General features: G+C 61.7%; 15 protein-coding genes. 11 read left to right on the plus strand and 4 right to left on the minus strand.

Features of this window, described 5'->3' with window-relative positions:
- Nucleotides 1-31 precede the first annotated feature (31 nt).
- Both ABM428_RS11110 and ABM428_RS11115 read right to left on the minus strand, forming a co-directional pair.
- Nucleotides 32-190 (minus strand): DUF2256 domain-containing protein, encoded by a 159-nt coding sequence (locus tag ABM428_RS11110; RefSeq protein WP_132997297.1) that lies wholly within the window; start codon nt 188-190, stop codon nt 32-34.
- 112 nt (nt 191-302) lie between these two features.
- Complete coding sequence (locus ABM428_RS11115) at nt 303-599, minus strand: hypothetical protein (RefSeq protein ID WP_005854072.1); 297 nt, start codon at nt 597-599, stop codon at nt 303-305.
- Nucleotides 600-715: 116 nt separating this feature from the next.
- On the opposite strand from ABM428_RS11115, the gene pepN reads away from it, so the two are divergent.
- Nucleotides 716-3,268: an aminopeptidase N gene (gene pepN / locus ABM428_RS11120; protein ID WP_353627936.1), complete on the plus strand. Its 2,553-nt coding sequence runs from the start codon at nt 716-718 to the stop codon at nt 3,266-3,268.
- Entirely contained in the window at nt 3,261-3,722 is a 462-nt protein-coding gene (locus ABM428_RS11125) for a hypothetical protein (RefSeq protein WP_353627937.1), read from the plus strand. Before pepN ends, ABM428_RS11125 begins: the two co-directional genes overlap by 8 nt.
- Before the next feature lie 32 nt (nt 3,723-3,754).
- Here ABM428_RS11125 and ABM428_RS11130 read toward each other — a convergent pair whose 3' ends face one another.
- The gene (locus ABM428_RS11130) at nt 3,755-4,597 is read right to left on the minus strand and encodes a transglycosylase SLT domain-containing protein (protein WP_353627938.1); all 843 of its coding nucleotides are present in this window, start codon (nt 4,595-4,597) and stop codon (nt 3,755-3,757) included.
- 207 nt (nt 4,598-4,804) lie between these two features.
- On the opposite strand from ABM428_RS11130, the gene ABM428_RS11135 reads away from it, so the two are divergent.
- The 4 genes from ABM428_RS11135 (at nt 4,805) to ABM428_RS11150 (ending at nt 8,916) form a co-directional block, all read left to right on the plus strand.
- A complete protein-coding gene (locus tag ABM428_RS11135) occupies nt 4,805-6,118 on the plus strand; it encodes a hypothetical protein (protein WP_353627939.1) in 1,314 nt (437 codons plus the stop codon).
- A 122-nt stretch (nt 6,119-6,240) separates the two neighbouring features.
- The gene (gene gatB / locus ABM428_RS11140) at nt 6,241-7,752 is read left to right on the plus strand and encodes an Asp-tRNA(Asn)/Glu-tRNA(Gln) amidotransferase subunit GatB (protein ID WP_005854083.1); all 1,512 of its coding nucleotides are present in this window, start codon (nt 6,241-6,243) and stop codon (nt 7,750-7,752) included.
- Nucleotides 7,753-7,832: 80 nt separating this feature from the next.
- Nucleotides 7,833-8,300 carry a thioesterase family protein gene (locus tag ABM428_RS11145; protein WP_064215581.1) on the plus strand — a complete coding sequence of 156 codons (468 nt, stop codon included), beginning with the start codon at nt 7,833-7,835 and terminating at the stop codon, nt 8,298-8,300.
- A gap of 46 nt (nt 8,301-8,346) precedes the next feature.
- Entirely contained in the window at nt 8,347-8,916 is a 570-nt protein-coding gene (locus ABM428_RS11150; RefSeq protein WP_353627940.1) for a hypothetical protein, read from the plus strand.
- A gap of 21 nt (nt 8,917-8,937) precedes the next feature.
- Here ABM428_RS11150 and ABM428_RS11155 read toward each other — a convergent pair whose 3' ends face one another.
- A complete protein-coding gene (locus tag ABM428_RS11155) occupies nt 8,938-9,195 on the minus strand; it encodes a BolA family transcriptional regulator (RefSeq protein ID WP_005854089.1) in 258 nt (85 codons plus the stop codon).
- Nucleotides 9,196-9,270: 75 nt separating this feature from the next.
- Between ABM428_RS11155 and ABM428_RS11160 the strand changes: the two genes are divergently transcribed.
- The 5 genes from ABM428_RS11160 to ABM428_RS11180 all read left to right on the plus strand — a co-directional run bounded on the left by ABM428_RS11160 (nt 9,271) and on the right by ABM428_RS11180 (nt 15,392).
- The gene (locus ABM428_RS11160) at nt 9,271-9,897 is read left to right on the plus strand and encodes a J domain-containing protein (protein WP_005854091.1); all 627 of its coding nucleotides are present in this window, start codon (nt 9,271-9,273) and stop codon (nt 9,895-9,897) included.
- Nucleotides 9,898-10,121: 224 nt separating this feature from the next.
- Complete coding sequence (cobS, locus tag ABM428_RS11165) at nt 10,122-11,126, plus strand: cobaltochelatase subunit CobS (protein WP_009824910.1); 1,005 nt, start codon at nt 10,122-10,124, stop codon at nt 11,124-11,126.
- Between the two features lie 155 nt (nt 11,127-11,281).
- Nucleotides 11,282-13,159, plus strand: a complete 1,878-nt coding sequence (cobT, locus tag ABM428_RS11170) for a cobaltochelatase subunit CobT (RefSeq protein ID WP_132997303.1) — start codon at nt 11,282-11,284, stop codon at nt 13,157-13,159.
- A gap of 57 nt (nt 13,160-13,216) precedes the next feature.
- Nucleotides 13,217-15,007, plus strand: a complete 1,791-nt coding sequence (locus ABM428_RS11175) for an aminopeptidase P family protein (RefSeq protein ID WP_132997304.1) — start codon at nt 13,217-13,219, stop codon at nt 15,005-15,007.
- Nucleotides 15,008-15,047: 40 nt separating this feature from the next.
- Nucleotides 15,048-15,392 carry a DUF427 domain-containing protein gene (locus ABM428_RS11180; RefSeq protein WP_005854099.1) on the plus strand — a complete coding sequence of 115 codons (345 nt, stop codon included), beginning with the start codon at nt 15,048-15,050 and terminating at the stop codon, nt 15,390-15,392.
- The last annotated feature ends 36 nt before the right edge of the window (nt 15,393-15,428 follow it).

Below are 15,428 nucleotides of genomic sequence, written 5' to 3' on the forward strand. Positions count from 1 at the left end.
TATTGGTAAAAACATCTTACCAATGCAGCCCCTACTGAGCGCTAGCGGCCCCCCGCGCCCTACGGCATCGGTCAGAGCAGTATTTCACCGTCTCCCAATCGCGCGCCCACTTGCGACGCCAGCTAAAGGGCAGCCCGCAGCTTTGGCATATTTTGGTCGGCAGATCTGATTTCCTGCGCATTTTCGCCATTGCGCCTTACCCCCCGGATAATCCTTATCATCATAAAAAAACGGCAGGCCTTGTTACCAAAGCCTGCCGTCCAAATCATTAAATCTTCAATCGTTAAAAGCGCTTATAAAACTCAGTTGCTTTCGTTTGTCCCCGGTGCGACGGGATCAACAGGCGCTGCGTTGGTATCGTCCGCCTGTGTTGCGCCGCTTGTGTCTTCCTCGGTCACCGCGGGGACGGTGCTGTCAGTGGTGATGGCCTGCGTGCCTTCTTCGGCAGCGGGCTGACGGTCTTCGCGACCGTTGTCGATCAGGATGAAGCCAAGAATGGCCGTAATCACGATGCCGAAAATCATCGCGCCTTTAACGCCAAGCAGCGCGGGTTTGTGCTGTTTCTCTTGTTTGTCGATATTTGTGTCGGGTGCAGACATGATGCCCTCCGATGGGTTCGGTGAAAGTTGATCTTCTCGGGTGGCGACCTTGCAGGTGCCGTGTTGCAAGACTAACTTGAGCGCTGGACATCTGGTTCCAAACAGAAGGAAAAAACATGCGCGACGCTGCCCCCCAGACGATATATCTGGCCGACTACACGCCTTATGGCTTTATCATCGACGATGTCGCGCTGCATTTCGATCTGGACCCGCGCAAGACCCGCGTCAAAAGCCGTATCTCCTTTCGCCCCAACCCCGATGCAAGCGACAAGTCGTTCTTTCTGCACGGGGAGAACCTGTCGCTTGTCTCGGCCATGATTGATGGCACGCCCGTCTCGCCCGAGGTGACGCCCCAGGGGCTGACGTGTGACGTGCCGGACGCGCCCTTCGTCTGGGAAGCGGAGGTAGAGATCGACCCGATGGGCAACACCGCTCTTGAGGGGCTTTATATGTCGAACGGCATGTATTGCACCCAATGCGAGGCGGAAGGCTTTCGCAAGATCACCTATTACCCCGACCGCCCCGATGTGATGGCGGTGTTTACCGTGACCATCAACGGACCACATCCGGTATTGCTGTCCAACGGCAACCCCGTCAGCAGCGGCAAGGATACCGCCGAATGGCATGATCCCTGGCCCAAGCCTGCCTACCTGTTTGCTCTGGTCGCGGGCGATCTGGTCGCACACCCCGGCAGCTTCACCACGAAATCAGGCCGCAAGGTTGACCTGAACCTCTATGTGCGCCCCGGTGACGAAGGCAAATGCGCCTTTGGCATGCAGGCGCTGAAAGACAGTATGAAATGGGACGAGGACGTTTATGGCCGTGAATACGATCTTGATCTGTTCAACATCGTTGCCGTGGATGACTTCAACATGGGCGCGATGGAGAATAAGGGGTTGAACATCTTCAACTCCTCCGCCGTTCTCGCGTCGCCCGAAACCTCGACCGATATGAACTTTGAACGGATCGAGGCGATCATCGCACATGAGTATTTCCACAACTGGACCGGCAACCGCATCACCTGCCGTGATTGGTTTCAGCTTTGCCTGAAGGAAGGGCTGACGGTCTATCGCGACAGCCAGTTTACCTCTGACATGCGCTCTGCCGCGGTGAAGCGGATCGGTGACGTGATCGACCTGCGCGCCCGCCAGTTCCCCGAGGACCAAGGCCCGCTGGCCCACCCCGTGCGCCCCGAGAGCTTTCAGGAAATCAACAACTTCTACACCGCCACGGTCTATGAAAAAGGGGCCGAGGTGATTGGCATGCTCAAGCTGCTGGTCGGGGACGCGGCGTATTCAAAAGCGCTTGACCTCTATTTCGATCGCCACGACGGGCAGGCTTGTACCATCGAAGACTGGCTACAGGTGTTCGAGGACACCACAGGCCGCGATCTGGGGCAGTTCAAGCGCTGGTATTCCCAAGCGGGCACGCCGCAGCTGTCGGTCACGGAAAGCTGGGACCACGGCACATTGACGTTGCATTTCAAGCAGCACACCCCCGCCAGCGCGGCCACCGCCGACCCGCAGCCCTATGTGCTGCCGATCGCTGTCGGGCTGATCGGTCAGGACGGGGACGAGGTGCACGAGACCACGGTGCTGGAAATGACGCAGGCCGAACAAAGCTTTGTCTTTGACGATCTGGGGACGCGCCCTGTGGCATCCGTGCTGCGCGGCTTTTCGGCACCGGTGGTGCTGACCCAAGACCTGTCGGACGCAGACCGCGCGCATCTGCTGGCCCATGACACCGATCCGTTCAACCGTTGGGAACAGGGGCGCATGCTGGCCTATGGCTCGCTGCTTGGGATGATCCGCGAGGGCAAGGCCCCGAACAAGGATTGGCTGGCCGGTATCCGCGCGGTGATCGGGGATGAAACCCTTGATCCGGCGTATCGCGCGCTGATGCTGGGGCTGCCGTCGCAATCCGATCTGGCGCGCGCGCTGTCAGAGGCAGGCGACACCCCAGACCCCGACATCATCTATGCGGCGACCGAGGCGACCCGCGCCGCGATGGCCGACGCCTTTGCCGATCTGTTGCCGACGCTTTATCGCCGCCACACCGTCGACGCCCCGTTCGAGCCTAACGCGAAACAGGCGGGCAAGCGCGCCTTGTCCAATGCCGCCCTGTCCCTGCTGACGCGCAATGACGACGGCGTGCTCGCGCAAGAGCAATATGACGCGGCCGACAATATGACCCAGCAGCTTTCCGCGTTGGCCAATCTGGTCCGCGCCGGTCGCGGCAACAAGGCTGTGGAGGCCTTCGAGGCACAGTGGAAAGCGGACCGTCTGGTCATGGACAAATGGTTCGGCCTGCAGGTGATGGAAGCCGACCCCGAAGACGCCCACGAGGTGGTCGAGACGCTGACCAAACACCCTGACTTCAACTGGAAGAACCCCAACCGCTTCCGTGCTGTGCTGGGGGCCTTTGCGGCGCATCACGCAGGCTTCCACCATGCTTCGGGGGCGGGCTATCGTCTGCTTGCCGATTGGCTGATCCAGCTTGATCCGGTGAACCCGCAGACCACTGCGCGGATGTGTTCGGCCTTCCAGACATGGAAACGCTATGACACTGACCGTCAGAACATGATCAAGGGAGAGCTGGACCGCATCCTGTCGCAACCCGGCCTGTCGCGTGACACGACCGAAATGCTGACACGTATCCGCGGTGCATGATGCCGCCGAAGGTGTCCCGTCGCGGGGCACCTTCCACCACCGGCGTGCGGGTCGCAGCCTTTGGACGGCTTTGGTGGTCGCGGCTGTCTGGCTGGCGCTGGTCACGGCCTATGTCGTGATTGACGCGTCCCCGGTGATACTGGCGATCGTCGCCCTCTTCACCCTGCCCGCGCTATGGGAACTTGCGACGAACCCCATCGCTTGGCTGAGCCTCACCCCGCAAGCGCTGGTCTGGCAGCGGCGCAAGGATAAGGTCACGATCCCGCTCGACACAATCGACCACATCCGCCTTGATACGCGGCTGGACCTCTCTGTCCGCGCGACGGTGGTGCTGCACTCGGGGCAGCGGTTGCGTGTTCCCCCCGATACCATGCCCCCGCACCGCCCGTTCGAGCACGCGCTGCACGCCGCTGACGTCCCCACGCAGCGACACCACTTTAGCCTGCGCGGCTAGGCCGGCCACGGGCGGCGCGTTCAGGGTCTCGCTCAGGGGCGCGGCTTGGGGCGCGTCGCATCCAGTGGTTTGCAATAGGCTTGCTGCTTCAGCCAGCGCGACATGTCCCGACGTTTCGCAGGGCTGCGCAACGGGCCCCAATCCGCCGCGACACCACGCCCGCCGCGACCATAGATCACCCCGTCACGGGGCACGGTGACCGCCATGATCCGCACAGCACAGCTCAGGTTCGCGGCCCCGTTCTGCAACCCCGCGCCCGTGCCGACGTTGCAGCCATAGCCGCGCGCGGTGGCAGGCAGGATCTGAAGCAACCCGTACCACAGACCGCCCCCCCCGACCGCGCGGGCCTTATAAGTACTCTCATGTTTCGCCAGCGCCGACATGAACCCGACCCAGAACGCCCTGCGGTCCGCGTCCGAGGCGGTGGGATAGGCCGGGCACCAGTCGTCGATGTCGGCGGGCACCATATCAACCAGGGGCTTGCCGTGGGACTTGAGCGCGGACAGCGCCGTGCGCGTCCAGACCGCATGCCCGCGCCGGTGCTGCCACCTTGTGCGCGGGATCACCCCGTTGCGCGCAGGCGGCGAGACCTCGTAAAGATTGATCGGCGCGGCGGTCGCAAGGTCGGGGCCCGCTGTGGCCCCCTCTCCGGGCACGGCGGGCGCGGGTTCAATCGGCGCGGCGGCGGTCGGCGGCGTGGTGTCAGGATCAGGGACCGCGCTGCGGGCCACAGGGCGCAGGACATTCACCGTCTCGGCCGCCAACGGCAGTGCCACGCCACCGGACAGTAGCGCGACCATCACCGGCGCGAGAATCACCCGCCCCAGACCACCGCGCCGCATGCCGCTGCGGCGTGCTGTTATCTTTGCTGACATTCCTACTCCCCCAGTCGTATTCGCGCACAACATAGCGTGTTCCGCGCCATCGTCGCCGGTCTTTGAACAATCAGGCATTATTCAGCCTTAAAGCCGCGTTCAGACGCTTGGCAAATCCCAGACTAACCATCGCGATGCCATCTTGGTGCCTAATTATCCCGCCATTTTCAGTGGCAGAAGACGGGTTCATATAGGACTGGACAAACGATGCGGCACCTCAAGAATTTATTCAAACGCAAAAGCGTTCCGACGCTGCTGTTGGATTCTGACGATCTTGGCCAAACGCCGCGCAAGCAAGAACCCCGCCCGCAGCCTCAGAAAACCGCGCAAACCGCCGTGCCGCGCCCTGATGCTGTGCCGCCTTCGCCCCATGAAATGCTCAGCATCGACTGCCCTGATCCCACCGCCGAGGACCGTCTTTGCGATGAAAACCACCAGTTGGGCCAAGGCTTGGTGCGGCAAGAGAACTGGGCGCCCCTGTCAAAGGTGATCCGCGCGGCAGACGCTGATAGCACGCTCACCCCCGGGTCCATGCCTGTGGCCGAGCTGATCGCCTATGGTGCCCGCGCCGATGTGGTGATGGCGACAGAGCACGCGATCGAGGACGTGGACAGCGGATTTGCCAAGGCCTTGCTGAGCGGGATCGAGGATTTCGAACATGTGCTGGACGAGCACCAAGACGATTACGTCGTCGCCTGCGTCGTGGCCCAGGCGCATATCGACATCGGCTGGGCGTGGCGCGGCAAAGGCGAAAGCAACGTGCTGCCGCAACGCAACCGCGACGCCTGCATCGCCCATTTCGAACGCGCCGGAGAGATCATCGCCCCCTTCATTGCCCAGCATCCCACCAGCGCGCTTGTCGCGGCCACCTGCTGCGCTCATGCGAGCGGGCCGTTCAACCACCAAGGCGGGCTGCGCGAAAGCTACGAAAAGCTGATCATGCTCAACCCGCTGAACCCGCGCCCCATGCGCGCTTTGGGCAACCATCTGCTGCCGCGCCATCACGGCGGCTATTCAGAGCTTGAGCTTGAAGCCCGACGCACCGCCGCGCGGGTACAGAATGTCTGGGGGGCCGGTGGCTATACCTGGGTGATGTTTGACGCGATCTGCTCTGATGATACGGCCTGTGCCAATCTGGACGTTGACTATTTCATCGACGGCTTGCGCGACATCCTTGCGCATCACTCCACCGCCTATTTCGCGAACCTGCTGGCGGCCTATTGCGCCAATATGACCAGCTTTGGCGGCGGCGGAAACGAACGCGCCGACAGCATTCGCGCCCGTATCGGTGCCTGCACCGAATGGATCATCCGTGCACATCTGACAGAATTGCACCCGATGATCTGGGCCCATGCCGCCCACGGCTTTGACAACAACCTGCGCATCCGGTCGCCGCATAAATTCGCCGCGTCCGGCCGCGAGGATGCGATGCAGGTGATGACCAGCCTATTCCGGTCCGAGCTCGCCTCGGGGCAGCGGATCGTGTTCACCAGCAAGGGGCCACAGGCCACGCCTGCCTAAGATCGCCTTTGGGCAGCACCTCTTGGCCGGTCCGGCGCGCATTGGCGCGGCCTGCCTCTTGCAGCACCCCGCCCCCTGTCTTATGACCAAGGCGTTCTGTTTCTGACGCCAAAGGTGCCCCCATGCTTGACCTGACCTATGACACCCCCAAAGTGCGCACCATTGCGGGTGCCAAACATGACTGGGAACTGGTCATCGGGATGGAGGTGCACGCGCAGGTTCTGTCGAACGCAAAGCTCTTTTCCGCCGCCTCGACCAAATTCGGGGCCGAGCCGAACAATAACGTCGCTTTCGTTGACGCGGCCATGCCCGGCATGCTGCCCACCATCAACGAATACTGTGTCGAACAGGCCGTGCGCACGGGTCTGGGCCTGAAGGCCGAGATCAACCTGCACAGCGCCTTTGACCGCAAGAACTATTTCTACCCCGACCTGCCACAGGGCTATCAGATCTCGCAGCTTTATCACCCCATTGTGGGCGAAGGTGAAGTGCTGGTGGAACTGGGCGACGGCACGGCGCGACTGGTGCGCGTTGAACGCATCCACCTTGAACAGGACGCAGGCAAATCGATCCACGACATGGACCCGAACATGTCCTTCGTCGACCTGAACCGCACCGGTGTTGCGCTGATGGAGATCGTGAGCCGCCCCGACATCCGCGGCCCCGAAGAGGCAGCCGCCTATCTGACCAAACTGCGCCAGATCCTGCGCTATCTGGGGACCTGCAACGGCGACATGCAATCCGGTGCCATGCGCGCGGATGTGAACGTGTCGATCTGTCTGCCCGGTCAGTACGAAAAATATCAGGAAACGCAGGATTTCAGCCATCTGGGCACGCGCTGCGAGATCAAGAACATGAACTCCATGCGGTTCATCCAGCAAGCGATCGAGGTCGAGGCAAAACGCCAGATTGCCATCGTCGAGGCCGGTGGCGAAGTGGTGCAGGAAACCCGCCTGTTCGATCCGGACAAGCAGGAAACCCGCTCCATGCGCTCAAAGGAAGAGGCGCATGACTATCGCTATTTCCCCGACCCCGATCTGTTGCCTTTGGTGATCGAACAGGCGTGGGTGGACGACATTGGTGCCAACCTGCCCGAATTGCCTGACGCCAAGAAAGCACGTTTCATCAACGACTTCGGCCTCAGCGATTATGACGCCTCGGTGCTGACCTCGGATCTGGACAGCGCAGGCTATTTCGAGGCGACCGCACAGGGTCGCGACGGCAAGATGGCGGCGAACTGGGTGATTAACGAACTGTTTGGCCGCCTCAAGAAAGACGAGAAAGCCATCACCGACAGCCCCGTCAGCCCTGCTCAGCTTGGTGGTGTGATTGATCTGATCGCCTCTGACGCGATTTCGGGCAAGATCGCCAAGGATCTGTTTGAAATCGTCTATACCGAAGGCGGCGATCCTGCGGTGATCGTTGAAGAACGCGGGATGAAGCAGGTCACAGACACCAGCGCGATCGAGGCCGCCGTGGACGAGATCATCGCCGCGAACCCCGATCAGGTCGCCAAAGCGCGCGAGAATCCAAAGCTCGCCGGTTGGTTCGTCGGTCAGACGATGAAGGCCACGGGCGGCAAGGCGAACCCCAAAGCGGTCAACCAGATCGTCGCGCAAAAACTGAACGGCTAAGACATCGGGCCGGGGTTCACCAAAACCCCGGCCCTTTTCTTGCCACGCTCCCCCATCTGACATCCTGTGAAAGGTCATTTATGGACACGCCCTTCCGGTCATCGCCGCGCATCGTTCAGCCCGAATGGATCGACTTTAACGGTCACCTGAACATGGCCTATTATTCGGTGCTGATGGATAACGCCGTCGATGATGCCTATCACCAGATCGGGTTTGGGCCAGAGTATCAGAAGACCGGCCACACCACCTATGTCGCCGAATTCCACATCTGCTATCTGCGCGAGCTGCACGAAGGGGCGTCGACCTACTGCACCTTCCAGCTGCTCGACTTTGATGAAAAACGTTTCCATTCCTTCACGCAGCTTTGGCACGAAGACGGATGGCTTGCCGCCACGGGCGAGGCGCTGACGCTGCACATTGACCAGTCCGGCCCCCGCGTGGCCCCCATGCCCGCCGACCTCATGGCGCGGCTTGAGGCGATGAAGACAGCCCATGCCAGCTTGCCTTATCCTGAACAGGCGGGCCGCAAGATTGGTCTGAAACGCTGAGTGTACCCCGTTGCCCACCCCCGTATTGATTTGAAAGCCAGCCGTCATGCCACGCTATGAATACAAAGTTGTGCCCGCCCCGACCAAAGGGTTGAAAGCCAAGAACGTCAAAGGGGCAGAAGCGCGTTTTTCCCATGCGTTACAAGAGCTTATGAACGGTCTTTCAGGGTATGGATGGGAATATCAACGGGCCGAGACCCTGCCGTCGATCGAACGCGCGGGCCTGACCGGCAGCACGACAGAGTGGCGCAATGTGCTGGTGTTTCGCCGCCTCCGCGAGGCCGAGCCCGAGGACGAAGCCGTCACTACAGAGCTGCTTCCCCCGCCGCAGCCCGACCCGCCCGACACGCCCAAGCCCGAAGCTGAAACCGCCCAAGCAGAGGACACAGGCGACGCGCCCTATTTCGAGGATGAGCATGGCGAAACGAAAGACGACGGCAAGACCGCCGTGGTGGCCCCATCCCTGCTGAACGCGCTGGCGTCGCGCCGCAAATCAACCACCGTGAAAACGCCCGCCAAGCCAAGCGCCACCGCCGCAGAGACCGCCCCGAAGACCGAGGCAGACACCACGGCCCCCGAAACGGAAACGGCAAAGACGGATAAGACGGCAGGCTAGCCGCAAACCGTGACGCAGGGCTCAAACGTCGAGATCCAGCGCCAGCGCGTGAATACGGCCAATCAGATCGGGGCCAAGCGCGCCATGCACGGCACGATGCCGCGCAACACGGTTCAGCCCCTTGAAATGGGCCGACCGGATTTTCACATTAAAATGACTTTCGCCGCCCTCGCGATAGCCCCCGTGGCCGCGATGGCTTTCACTATCGTCAACGACGCTTAATTCCGACGGGGCAAACGCCTCTTCCAGCCGGTCGGCAATTTCTTGTGTCACTGACATTTTTTAGCTCAGCCCCCCTTCAATCTCACAGCCCAAGGTCTAAACTGACCGGCCTGAGTCGGAAAGGTCCATATCATGCCCAAAAGTGATCCCTTTGGATTCGACATGTCCGTGTCGTCTTCGAAAAAGAAAAATCCCCGTGGCCGTCGCGGGATGTCCGGTGCGTCCGAGACATCGCAACGCGTCTGTTCGCACGAAGGCTGCGAAGAACCGGGCAAGTACCGCGCCCCCAAAGCACCGGACGTGCTGGATGATTATTTCTGGTTCTGCCAGAAACACGTGCGCGAATATAACCTAAAGTGGAACTTCTTTGACGGCACCACAGAAGCCGAATTGAACGCCCAACAGTCCAAGGACAAAGTGTGGGAGCGCACGACCAAGCCCCTTGGCGACCCCGAAGCACGGGCCTGGGCGCGTTTGGGCATCGAGGACCCGCATCAGGTTCTGGGCAAGAACGCGACGCAGAACCCCGGCAAAGGGCCTGCCGCAGGTCGCCGCCTGCCCCCCACGGAACGCCGCGCGCTCGAAATTCTGGAAGCCAAGGACACCTGGACCAAACCCGAAGTGCGCAAGGCCTATAAGGCGCTCATCAAGGTGCTCCACCCCGATATGAACGGCGGGGACCGCAGCCAGGAAGAGCAGCTTCAGCTCGTCGTCTGGGCCTGGGACCAGCTGAAGGGCAGCCGCAACTTCAAGGACTGACGCCGCGGCATTGCGGTGGGCCGAGGGCATCGGCAACCGCCTGTGATGGGGCAGAAAAGCCATAGGGATGGGGCGGTGCAGACAAATGCGCCGCCCCTTTTCCATGTGACACAGGGATTCGCGGTTTTGCCGCAGGTGCGAATTGCCCCTTTCCCTCGCGCTCAGGAAAGATATGTTGCCGTGGACGCCACCCTTGATCCGCAAGCGGTGCGCAAGACAGAAGCATGAAGGACGTACAGAATATGGCCGAGACCTCATTGGACCTCACAACCAAACCCACCAAAGAGATCTCCGTTCGCGAAGTCTTTGGCATCGACACCGACATGGTGGTGCATGGCTTTGAAGAACGTACAAGCCGCGTTCCCGATCTGGACAGCACCTATAAATTCGATCCCGACACCACGATGGCGATCCTTGCGGGGTTCAACCATAACCGCCGCGTGATGGTTCAGGGCTACCACGGGACGGGTAAGTCCACTCACATCGAACAGGTGGCAAGCCTGCTGAACTGGCCCTGTGTCCGCGTCAACCTTGATAGTCACATCAGCCGGATCGACCTGATCGGAAAAGACGCGATCAAGCTGAAAGACGGCAAGCAGGTCACGGATTTTCAGGAAGGCATCCTGCCTTGGGCCCTGCGCAACCCCACAGCAATCGTGTTTGATGAATATGACGCAGGCCGCGCCGATGTGATGTTCGTGATCCAGCGCGTGCTGGAAGTCGACGGCAAGCTGACGCTTCTGGACCAGAACCAAGTGATCGAACCCCACCCCTATTTCCGCATCTTCGCGACCGCGAACACGGTGGGTCTGGGCGACACCACGGGTCTTTACCACGGCACGCAGCAGATCAACCAAGGCCAGATGGACCGTTGGTCGCTGGTGGCTACATTGAACTATCTGAGCATCGACGCCGAAACCCAGATCGTTCTGTCGAAGAACCCGCATTACAACACCGAAAAAGGCCGCAAGACGATCAAACAGATGGTCACCGTCGCCGATCTGACGCGCACCGCCTTCATGAATGGCGAACTCTCGACCGTTATGTCGCCGCGGACCGTGATTGCCTGGGCCCAGAACGCCGAGATTTTCCGCGACGTGGGCTATGCCTTCCGCCTGTCGTTCCTCAACAAATGTGATGAACTTGAACGCCAGACCGTGGCCGAATTCTATCAGCGTCTGTTCGACGAAGAGCTACCGGAATCCGCCGCCAGCCTGAGCCTTGGCTAAGCTACGATCCACCCCGTGCCCGCGTTGGCAGGGATGAAGAACAAGACGTCCACCGGCAGCTTGATCGGTGGACGACAGTCTGACCGCAGTGCCCCGTTTCGTGTGGCCGCGGTGACCAAAGCCGCAGGTCGGCCGCACTCGGATGGGAGAATGACATGAGCAAACAATCAGATAACCCCGCCGACGCGTTCAAAAAGGCTTTGGCCGAAGCGACCAAGGTCATGTCGAACGATCCTGATCTCACGGTCAGCTATTCCGTTGATCCCTCGGGGCTAAGCGGGGATTCCATGCGCCTGCCACAGGTCAGCCGTCGCATGACCCGCGAGGAAGTCCTGCTGGCCCGCGGCACCGCCGACGCGCTGGCGCTGAACCGGCGCTATCACAACGGCCAGACCCACGCGAAATACATGCCCGCCGGTGACATGGCACGCGATCTTTATGAAGCGATGGAGACCGCCCGCTGCGAAGCCGTAGGTGCCCGCGACATGCCCGGCACCGCGGGCAATATCGACGCGAAGATCAAATACGACTCCCTGCGCAAGGGCTATGATCAGGCCAAGCAGCCCTCGGACGTGCCTTTGGCGACGGCGGCAGGCTATCTGGTGCGCCATCTGGCGACGGGGCGTGACATGCCCGCCGGGGCCGCCAACGCAATGGACCTGTGGCGCGGCTATATCGAGGATCAGGCCGGTGGCACGCTCGAGACGTTGAACGACACGCTGGATGATCAGGCCGCCTTTGCCCGCTTTGCGCGCAAGATGATCGTTGATCTGGGCTATGGCGATCAGCTGGGCGATGACCCCGACCAAGGCGACGACGACCAAGACAGCGCCGAGGAAGAAGGCACCGAAGAAGAGCAAGAGCCCGATAGCACCGGTCAGGACGATCAGGACGACGACGAGGCAGAAGCCTCGCCCGAGCAGTCGCAAGAGCAGCAGCAGGATGAATCGCAGGCGCAGGTGTCGATGGATGACACCGCCGATCAGGAGCTTGGCGAAGAGGCCGAGATGCCCGATGGCGATGCCCCGATGGAGCCGCCCGCCCCGCCGCAAGCCTCGGACGCGGACCCGAATTATCTGGTGTACCAGACCGATCATGACGAGGTGATCGGGGCCGAAGACCTTGCCGAACCGGCAGAGCTTGAACGCCTGCGCGCCTATCTGGATCAGCAGCTCGAACCGCTGAAAGGCGCGGTCAGCCGTCTGGCCAACAAGCTGCAACGTCGCTTGCAGGCGCAGCAGAACCGGTCGTGGGAATTCGACCTAGAGGAAGGCACACTGGATGCCGGCCGTCTGGCCCGTGTCGTGGCCAACCCCACAACCCCGCTGTCGTTCAAGGTCGAACAGGACACCGAATTCCGCGACACCTGTGTCACCTTGCTGCTTGATAACTCCGGCTCGATGCGCGGGCGGCCGATCTCCATCGCCGCGATCTGCGCCGATGTTCTGGCCCGCACGCTGGAGCGTTGCAACGTCAAGGTCGAGATCCTGGGCTTTACCACCCGCGCCTGGAAAGGCGGCCAAGCCCGCGAGGCCTGGTTGAACGACGGCCGTCCGGTCCAGCCGGGCCGTCTGAATGACCTGCGCCACATCATCTATAAATCCGCCGACGCCCCCTGGCGGCGCACGCGGCCCAATCTGGGGCTGATGATGAAGGAAGGCTTGCTGAAAGAGAACATCGACGGGGAGGCGCTGGAATGGGCGCACCGCCGGATGATCGCCCGCCACGAGGCGCGCAAGATCCTGATGGTGATCAGCGATGGTGCGCCTGTGGACGACAGCACCCTATCGGTGAACCCTGCGAATTATCTGGAAAAACACCTGCGCGACGTGATCGCCATGGTCGAGAAACGCAAGGCAGTGGAACTGCTGGCCATCGGCATCGGCCACGACGTCACCCGCTATTATGACCGCGCCGTCACGATCACCGATGTGGACCAGCTGGCCGGTGCGATGACCGAACAGCTGGCGGCGCTGTTTGATACCGATCCCCGCGCGCGGGCCCGTGTCATGGGCATGCGCCGCGCAAGCTGAGGGTCAGGGACGCTCCGCGGGGAGTTTTAAGAGCAAAATGAAGAATGGGGTGGGGATATGTTTCAATCGTTCGAGGTAACCTCGCGGCCGGAACAAGGGCCGCCACGGCTGGCGGCGCTGCGCAAAGGGCTGCAGGCAGAGGCGCTTGACGGGTTTCTTGTGCCCCGCGCCGACGCGCATCAAGGGGAATATGTTGCCCCCCGTGACGATCGCTTGAAATGGCTCACAGGGTTCACCGGATCGGCCGGTTTCTGTGCCGCTTTGCGCGATGTGGCGGGCGTGTTCATCGACGGGCGCTATCGCACGCAGGTCAAGGCGCAGGTAGCGGATGTCTATACGCCCGTGGCCTGGCCCGAAGTCTCGTTGGCCGAATGGCTGCGCGCACAGCTGCCTCAGGGTGGCGTGATCGGCTTTGATCCGTGGCTGCATGCCGCCGGACAGATCGCCCAGCTTGAGGACGCCTTGGACGGCAGCGGCATCACGCTGCGCCGCACCGATAATCTGGTCGACCGCATCTGGGAGGACCAGCCCGCCCCGCCCATGAACCCCGCCAAGGTCCACCCGATCGGCTATGCGGGCGAGGCCCATGGCGATAAGATCGCGCGGCTGGCCGAAGAGCTGCGCGACAAGGGCCGTGGGGCCGCGGTGATCACCCTGCCCGACAGTCTGTGTTGGCTGCTGAACATCCGCGGGTCCGATATTGCGCGCAATCCGGTCGTGCATGGCTTTGCCGTGCTGCACAGCGCGGGTCACGTGGACGCGTTCGTCGCCCCATCCAAGCTGGAGGGGCTAGAGTCGCATTTGGGCGCGCATGTGACCCTGCATGCGCCAGAGGCGTTTTTGGATGCTCTTGGCAACCTGTCGGGCCCCGTGCTGGTCGAGAAGGCCACCGTGCCTGTGGCTGTTTGGGACGCTTTGGGCGACAGGATCGTCTGGGGCGACGACCCCTGCGCCCTGCCCAAAGCCTGCAAGAACGCGGCGGAGATCGAAGGCTCTGTCGCGGCGCATTTGCGCGACGGGGCGGCCTTGGTCGAGGTGCTGGCCTGGCTGGATGCGCAGCCTGCGGGCAGCGTGACGGAGACACAGGTGGTGACCCAGCTGGAGACCGCGCGCCGCCGTGATCCGGCCTTGCAAGAGATCAGCTTTGAGACCATTGCCGGGACCGGCCCCAATGGTGCGATCATGCATTACCGCGTGTCCGAGGACACCGATAGCCTTTTGCAAGACGGGCACCTGCTGGTGCTGGATTCGGGCGGGCAATATCTGGATGGCACCACCGACATCACCCGCACCATCGCCATCGGCACGCCGCCGGTCGAGGCAAAAGAGGCGTTTACCCGTGTGCTGAACGGTTTGATCGCCATGAGCCGTCTGCGCTGGCCCCAAGGGCTGGCCGGGCGGGATATCGAGGCTGTGGGGCGTTTGCCGCTCTGGATGGCGGGGCAGGATTTCGATCACGGGCTTGGCCATGGCGTCGGGGCCTATCTTAGCGTGCACGAAGGGCCGCAACGTCTGAGCAAGCTGAGCACGGTGCCCCTGTCCGAAGGGATGATCCTGAGCATCGAGCCCGGCTATTACCGCGAGGGGGCCTTTGGCATCCGGCTCGAAAACCTTGCCGTGGTGCGGTCTGCGCCTGATCTGCCTGGCGGGGACGCGCATCGTGCCATGCTGTCATGGGAGACGCTGAGCTTTGCGCCCATCGACACGCGGCTGATCGTGCCACAGATGCTGAGCCAAGATGCGCGAGACTGGCTGAACGCCTATCATCGCGACGTTGCGGAAAAGATCGGGCCGCGGCTATCACCGGTTGCGAAACTGTGGTTGGATGCGGCAACAGCGCCGGTTTGAGCGCGATATATTTCAGTTCATTCAGGGAGGACGGTCAGCAATGGCAGACCATATCAAGATATTGAAGTCGAACGGAACATGGACGGTGCGCGCAGGGGGCGCGGTACTGGCCGAAACACGTAATGCGCTTGAGCTGCGCGAAGGCGACCACGACGCGGTGATCTATATCCCCCGTTCGGATATCGCCATGGCGTTTCTGGACAAGACCGACAAGACCACCCACTGCCCGCACAAGGGCGATGCGCATTATTTCTCGGTCGTGACCAAAAGCCGGACGTTGGAAAACGTGGCATGGTCCTACGAGGACCCCAGCGAGGATGTCGCCGAGATCAAGGGCCATCTGGCCTTCTACCAATTGCCCGAGGTTGCGGTAGAACAAATCTAGGGCCCCCGAAAGGGCCCTGGAAATTCACGATTGAAG

The sequence above is a fragment of the Sulfitobacter sp. TCYB15 genome, assembly GCF_040435955.1.
Taxonomy (GTDB): domain Bacteria; phylum Pseudomonadota; class Alphaproteobacteria; order Rhodobacterales; family Rhodobacteraceae; genus Sulfitobacter; species Sulfitobacter pontiacus.

Coding starts and splice junctions, on each gene's coding strand:
- ABM428_RS11145 (WP_064215581.1), top strand. CDS start 7,833: ATGGACACGCCCTTCCGGTCATCGCCGCGCATCGTTCAGCCCGAATGG.
- ABM428_RS11110 (WP_132997297.1), bottom strand. CDS start 190: ATGGCGAAAATGCGCAGGAAATCAGATCTGCCGACCAAAATATGCCAA.
- ABM428_RS11180 (WP_005854099.1), top strand. CDS start 15,048: ATGGCAGACCATATCAAGATATTGAAGTCGAACGGAACATGGACGGTG.
- gatB (WP_005854083.1), top strand. CDS start 6,241: ATGCTTGACCTGACCTATGACACCCCCAAAGTGCGCACCATTGCGGGT.
- cobS (WP_009824910.1), top strand. CDS start 10,122: ATGAAGGACGTACAGAATATGGCCGAGACCTCATTGGACCTCACAACC.
- cobT (WP_132997303.1), top strand. CDS start 11,282: ATGAGCAAACAATCAGATAACCCCGCCGACGCGTTCAAAAAGGCTTTG.
- ABM428_RS11150 (WP_353627940.1), top strand. CDS start 8,347: ATGCCACGCTATGAATACAAAGTTGTGCCCGCCCCGACCAAAGGGTTG.
- pepN (WP_353627936.1), top strand. CDS start 716: ATGCGCGACGCTGCCCCCCAGACGATATATCTGGCCGACTACACGCCT.
- ABM428_RS11135 (WP_353627939.1), top strand. CDS start 4,805: ATGCGGCACCTCAAGAATTTATTCAAACGCAAAAGCGTTCCGACGCTG.
- ABM428_RS11115 (WP_005854072.1), bottom strand. CDS start 599: ATGTCTGCACCCGACACAAATATCGACAAACAAGAGAAACAGCACAAA.
- ABM428_RS11155 (WP_005854089.1), bottom strand. CDS start 9,195: ATGTCAGTGACACAAGAAATTGCCGACCGGCTGGAAGAGGCGTTTGCC.
- ABM428_RS11160 (WP_005854091.1), top strand. CDS start 9,271: ATGCCCAAAAGTGATCCCTTTGGATTCGACATGTCCGTGTCGTCTTCG.
- ABM428_RS11130 (WP_353627938.1), bottom strand. CDS start 4,597: ATGTCAGCAAAGATAACAGCACGCCGCAGCGGCATGCGGCGCGGTGGT.
- ABM428_RS11175 (WP_132997304.1), top strand. CDS start 13,217: ATGTTTCAATCGTTCGAGGTAACCTCGCGGCCGGAACAAGGGCCGCCA.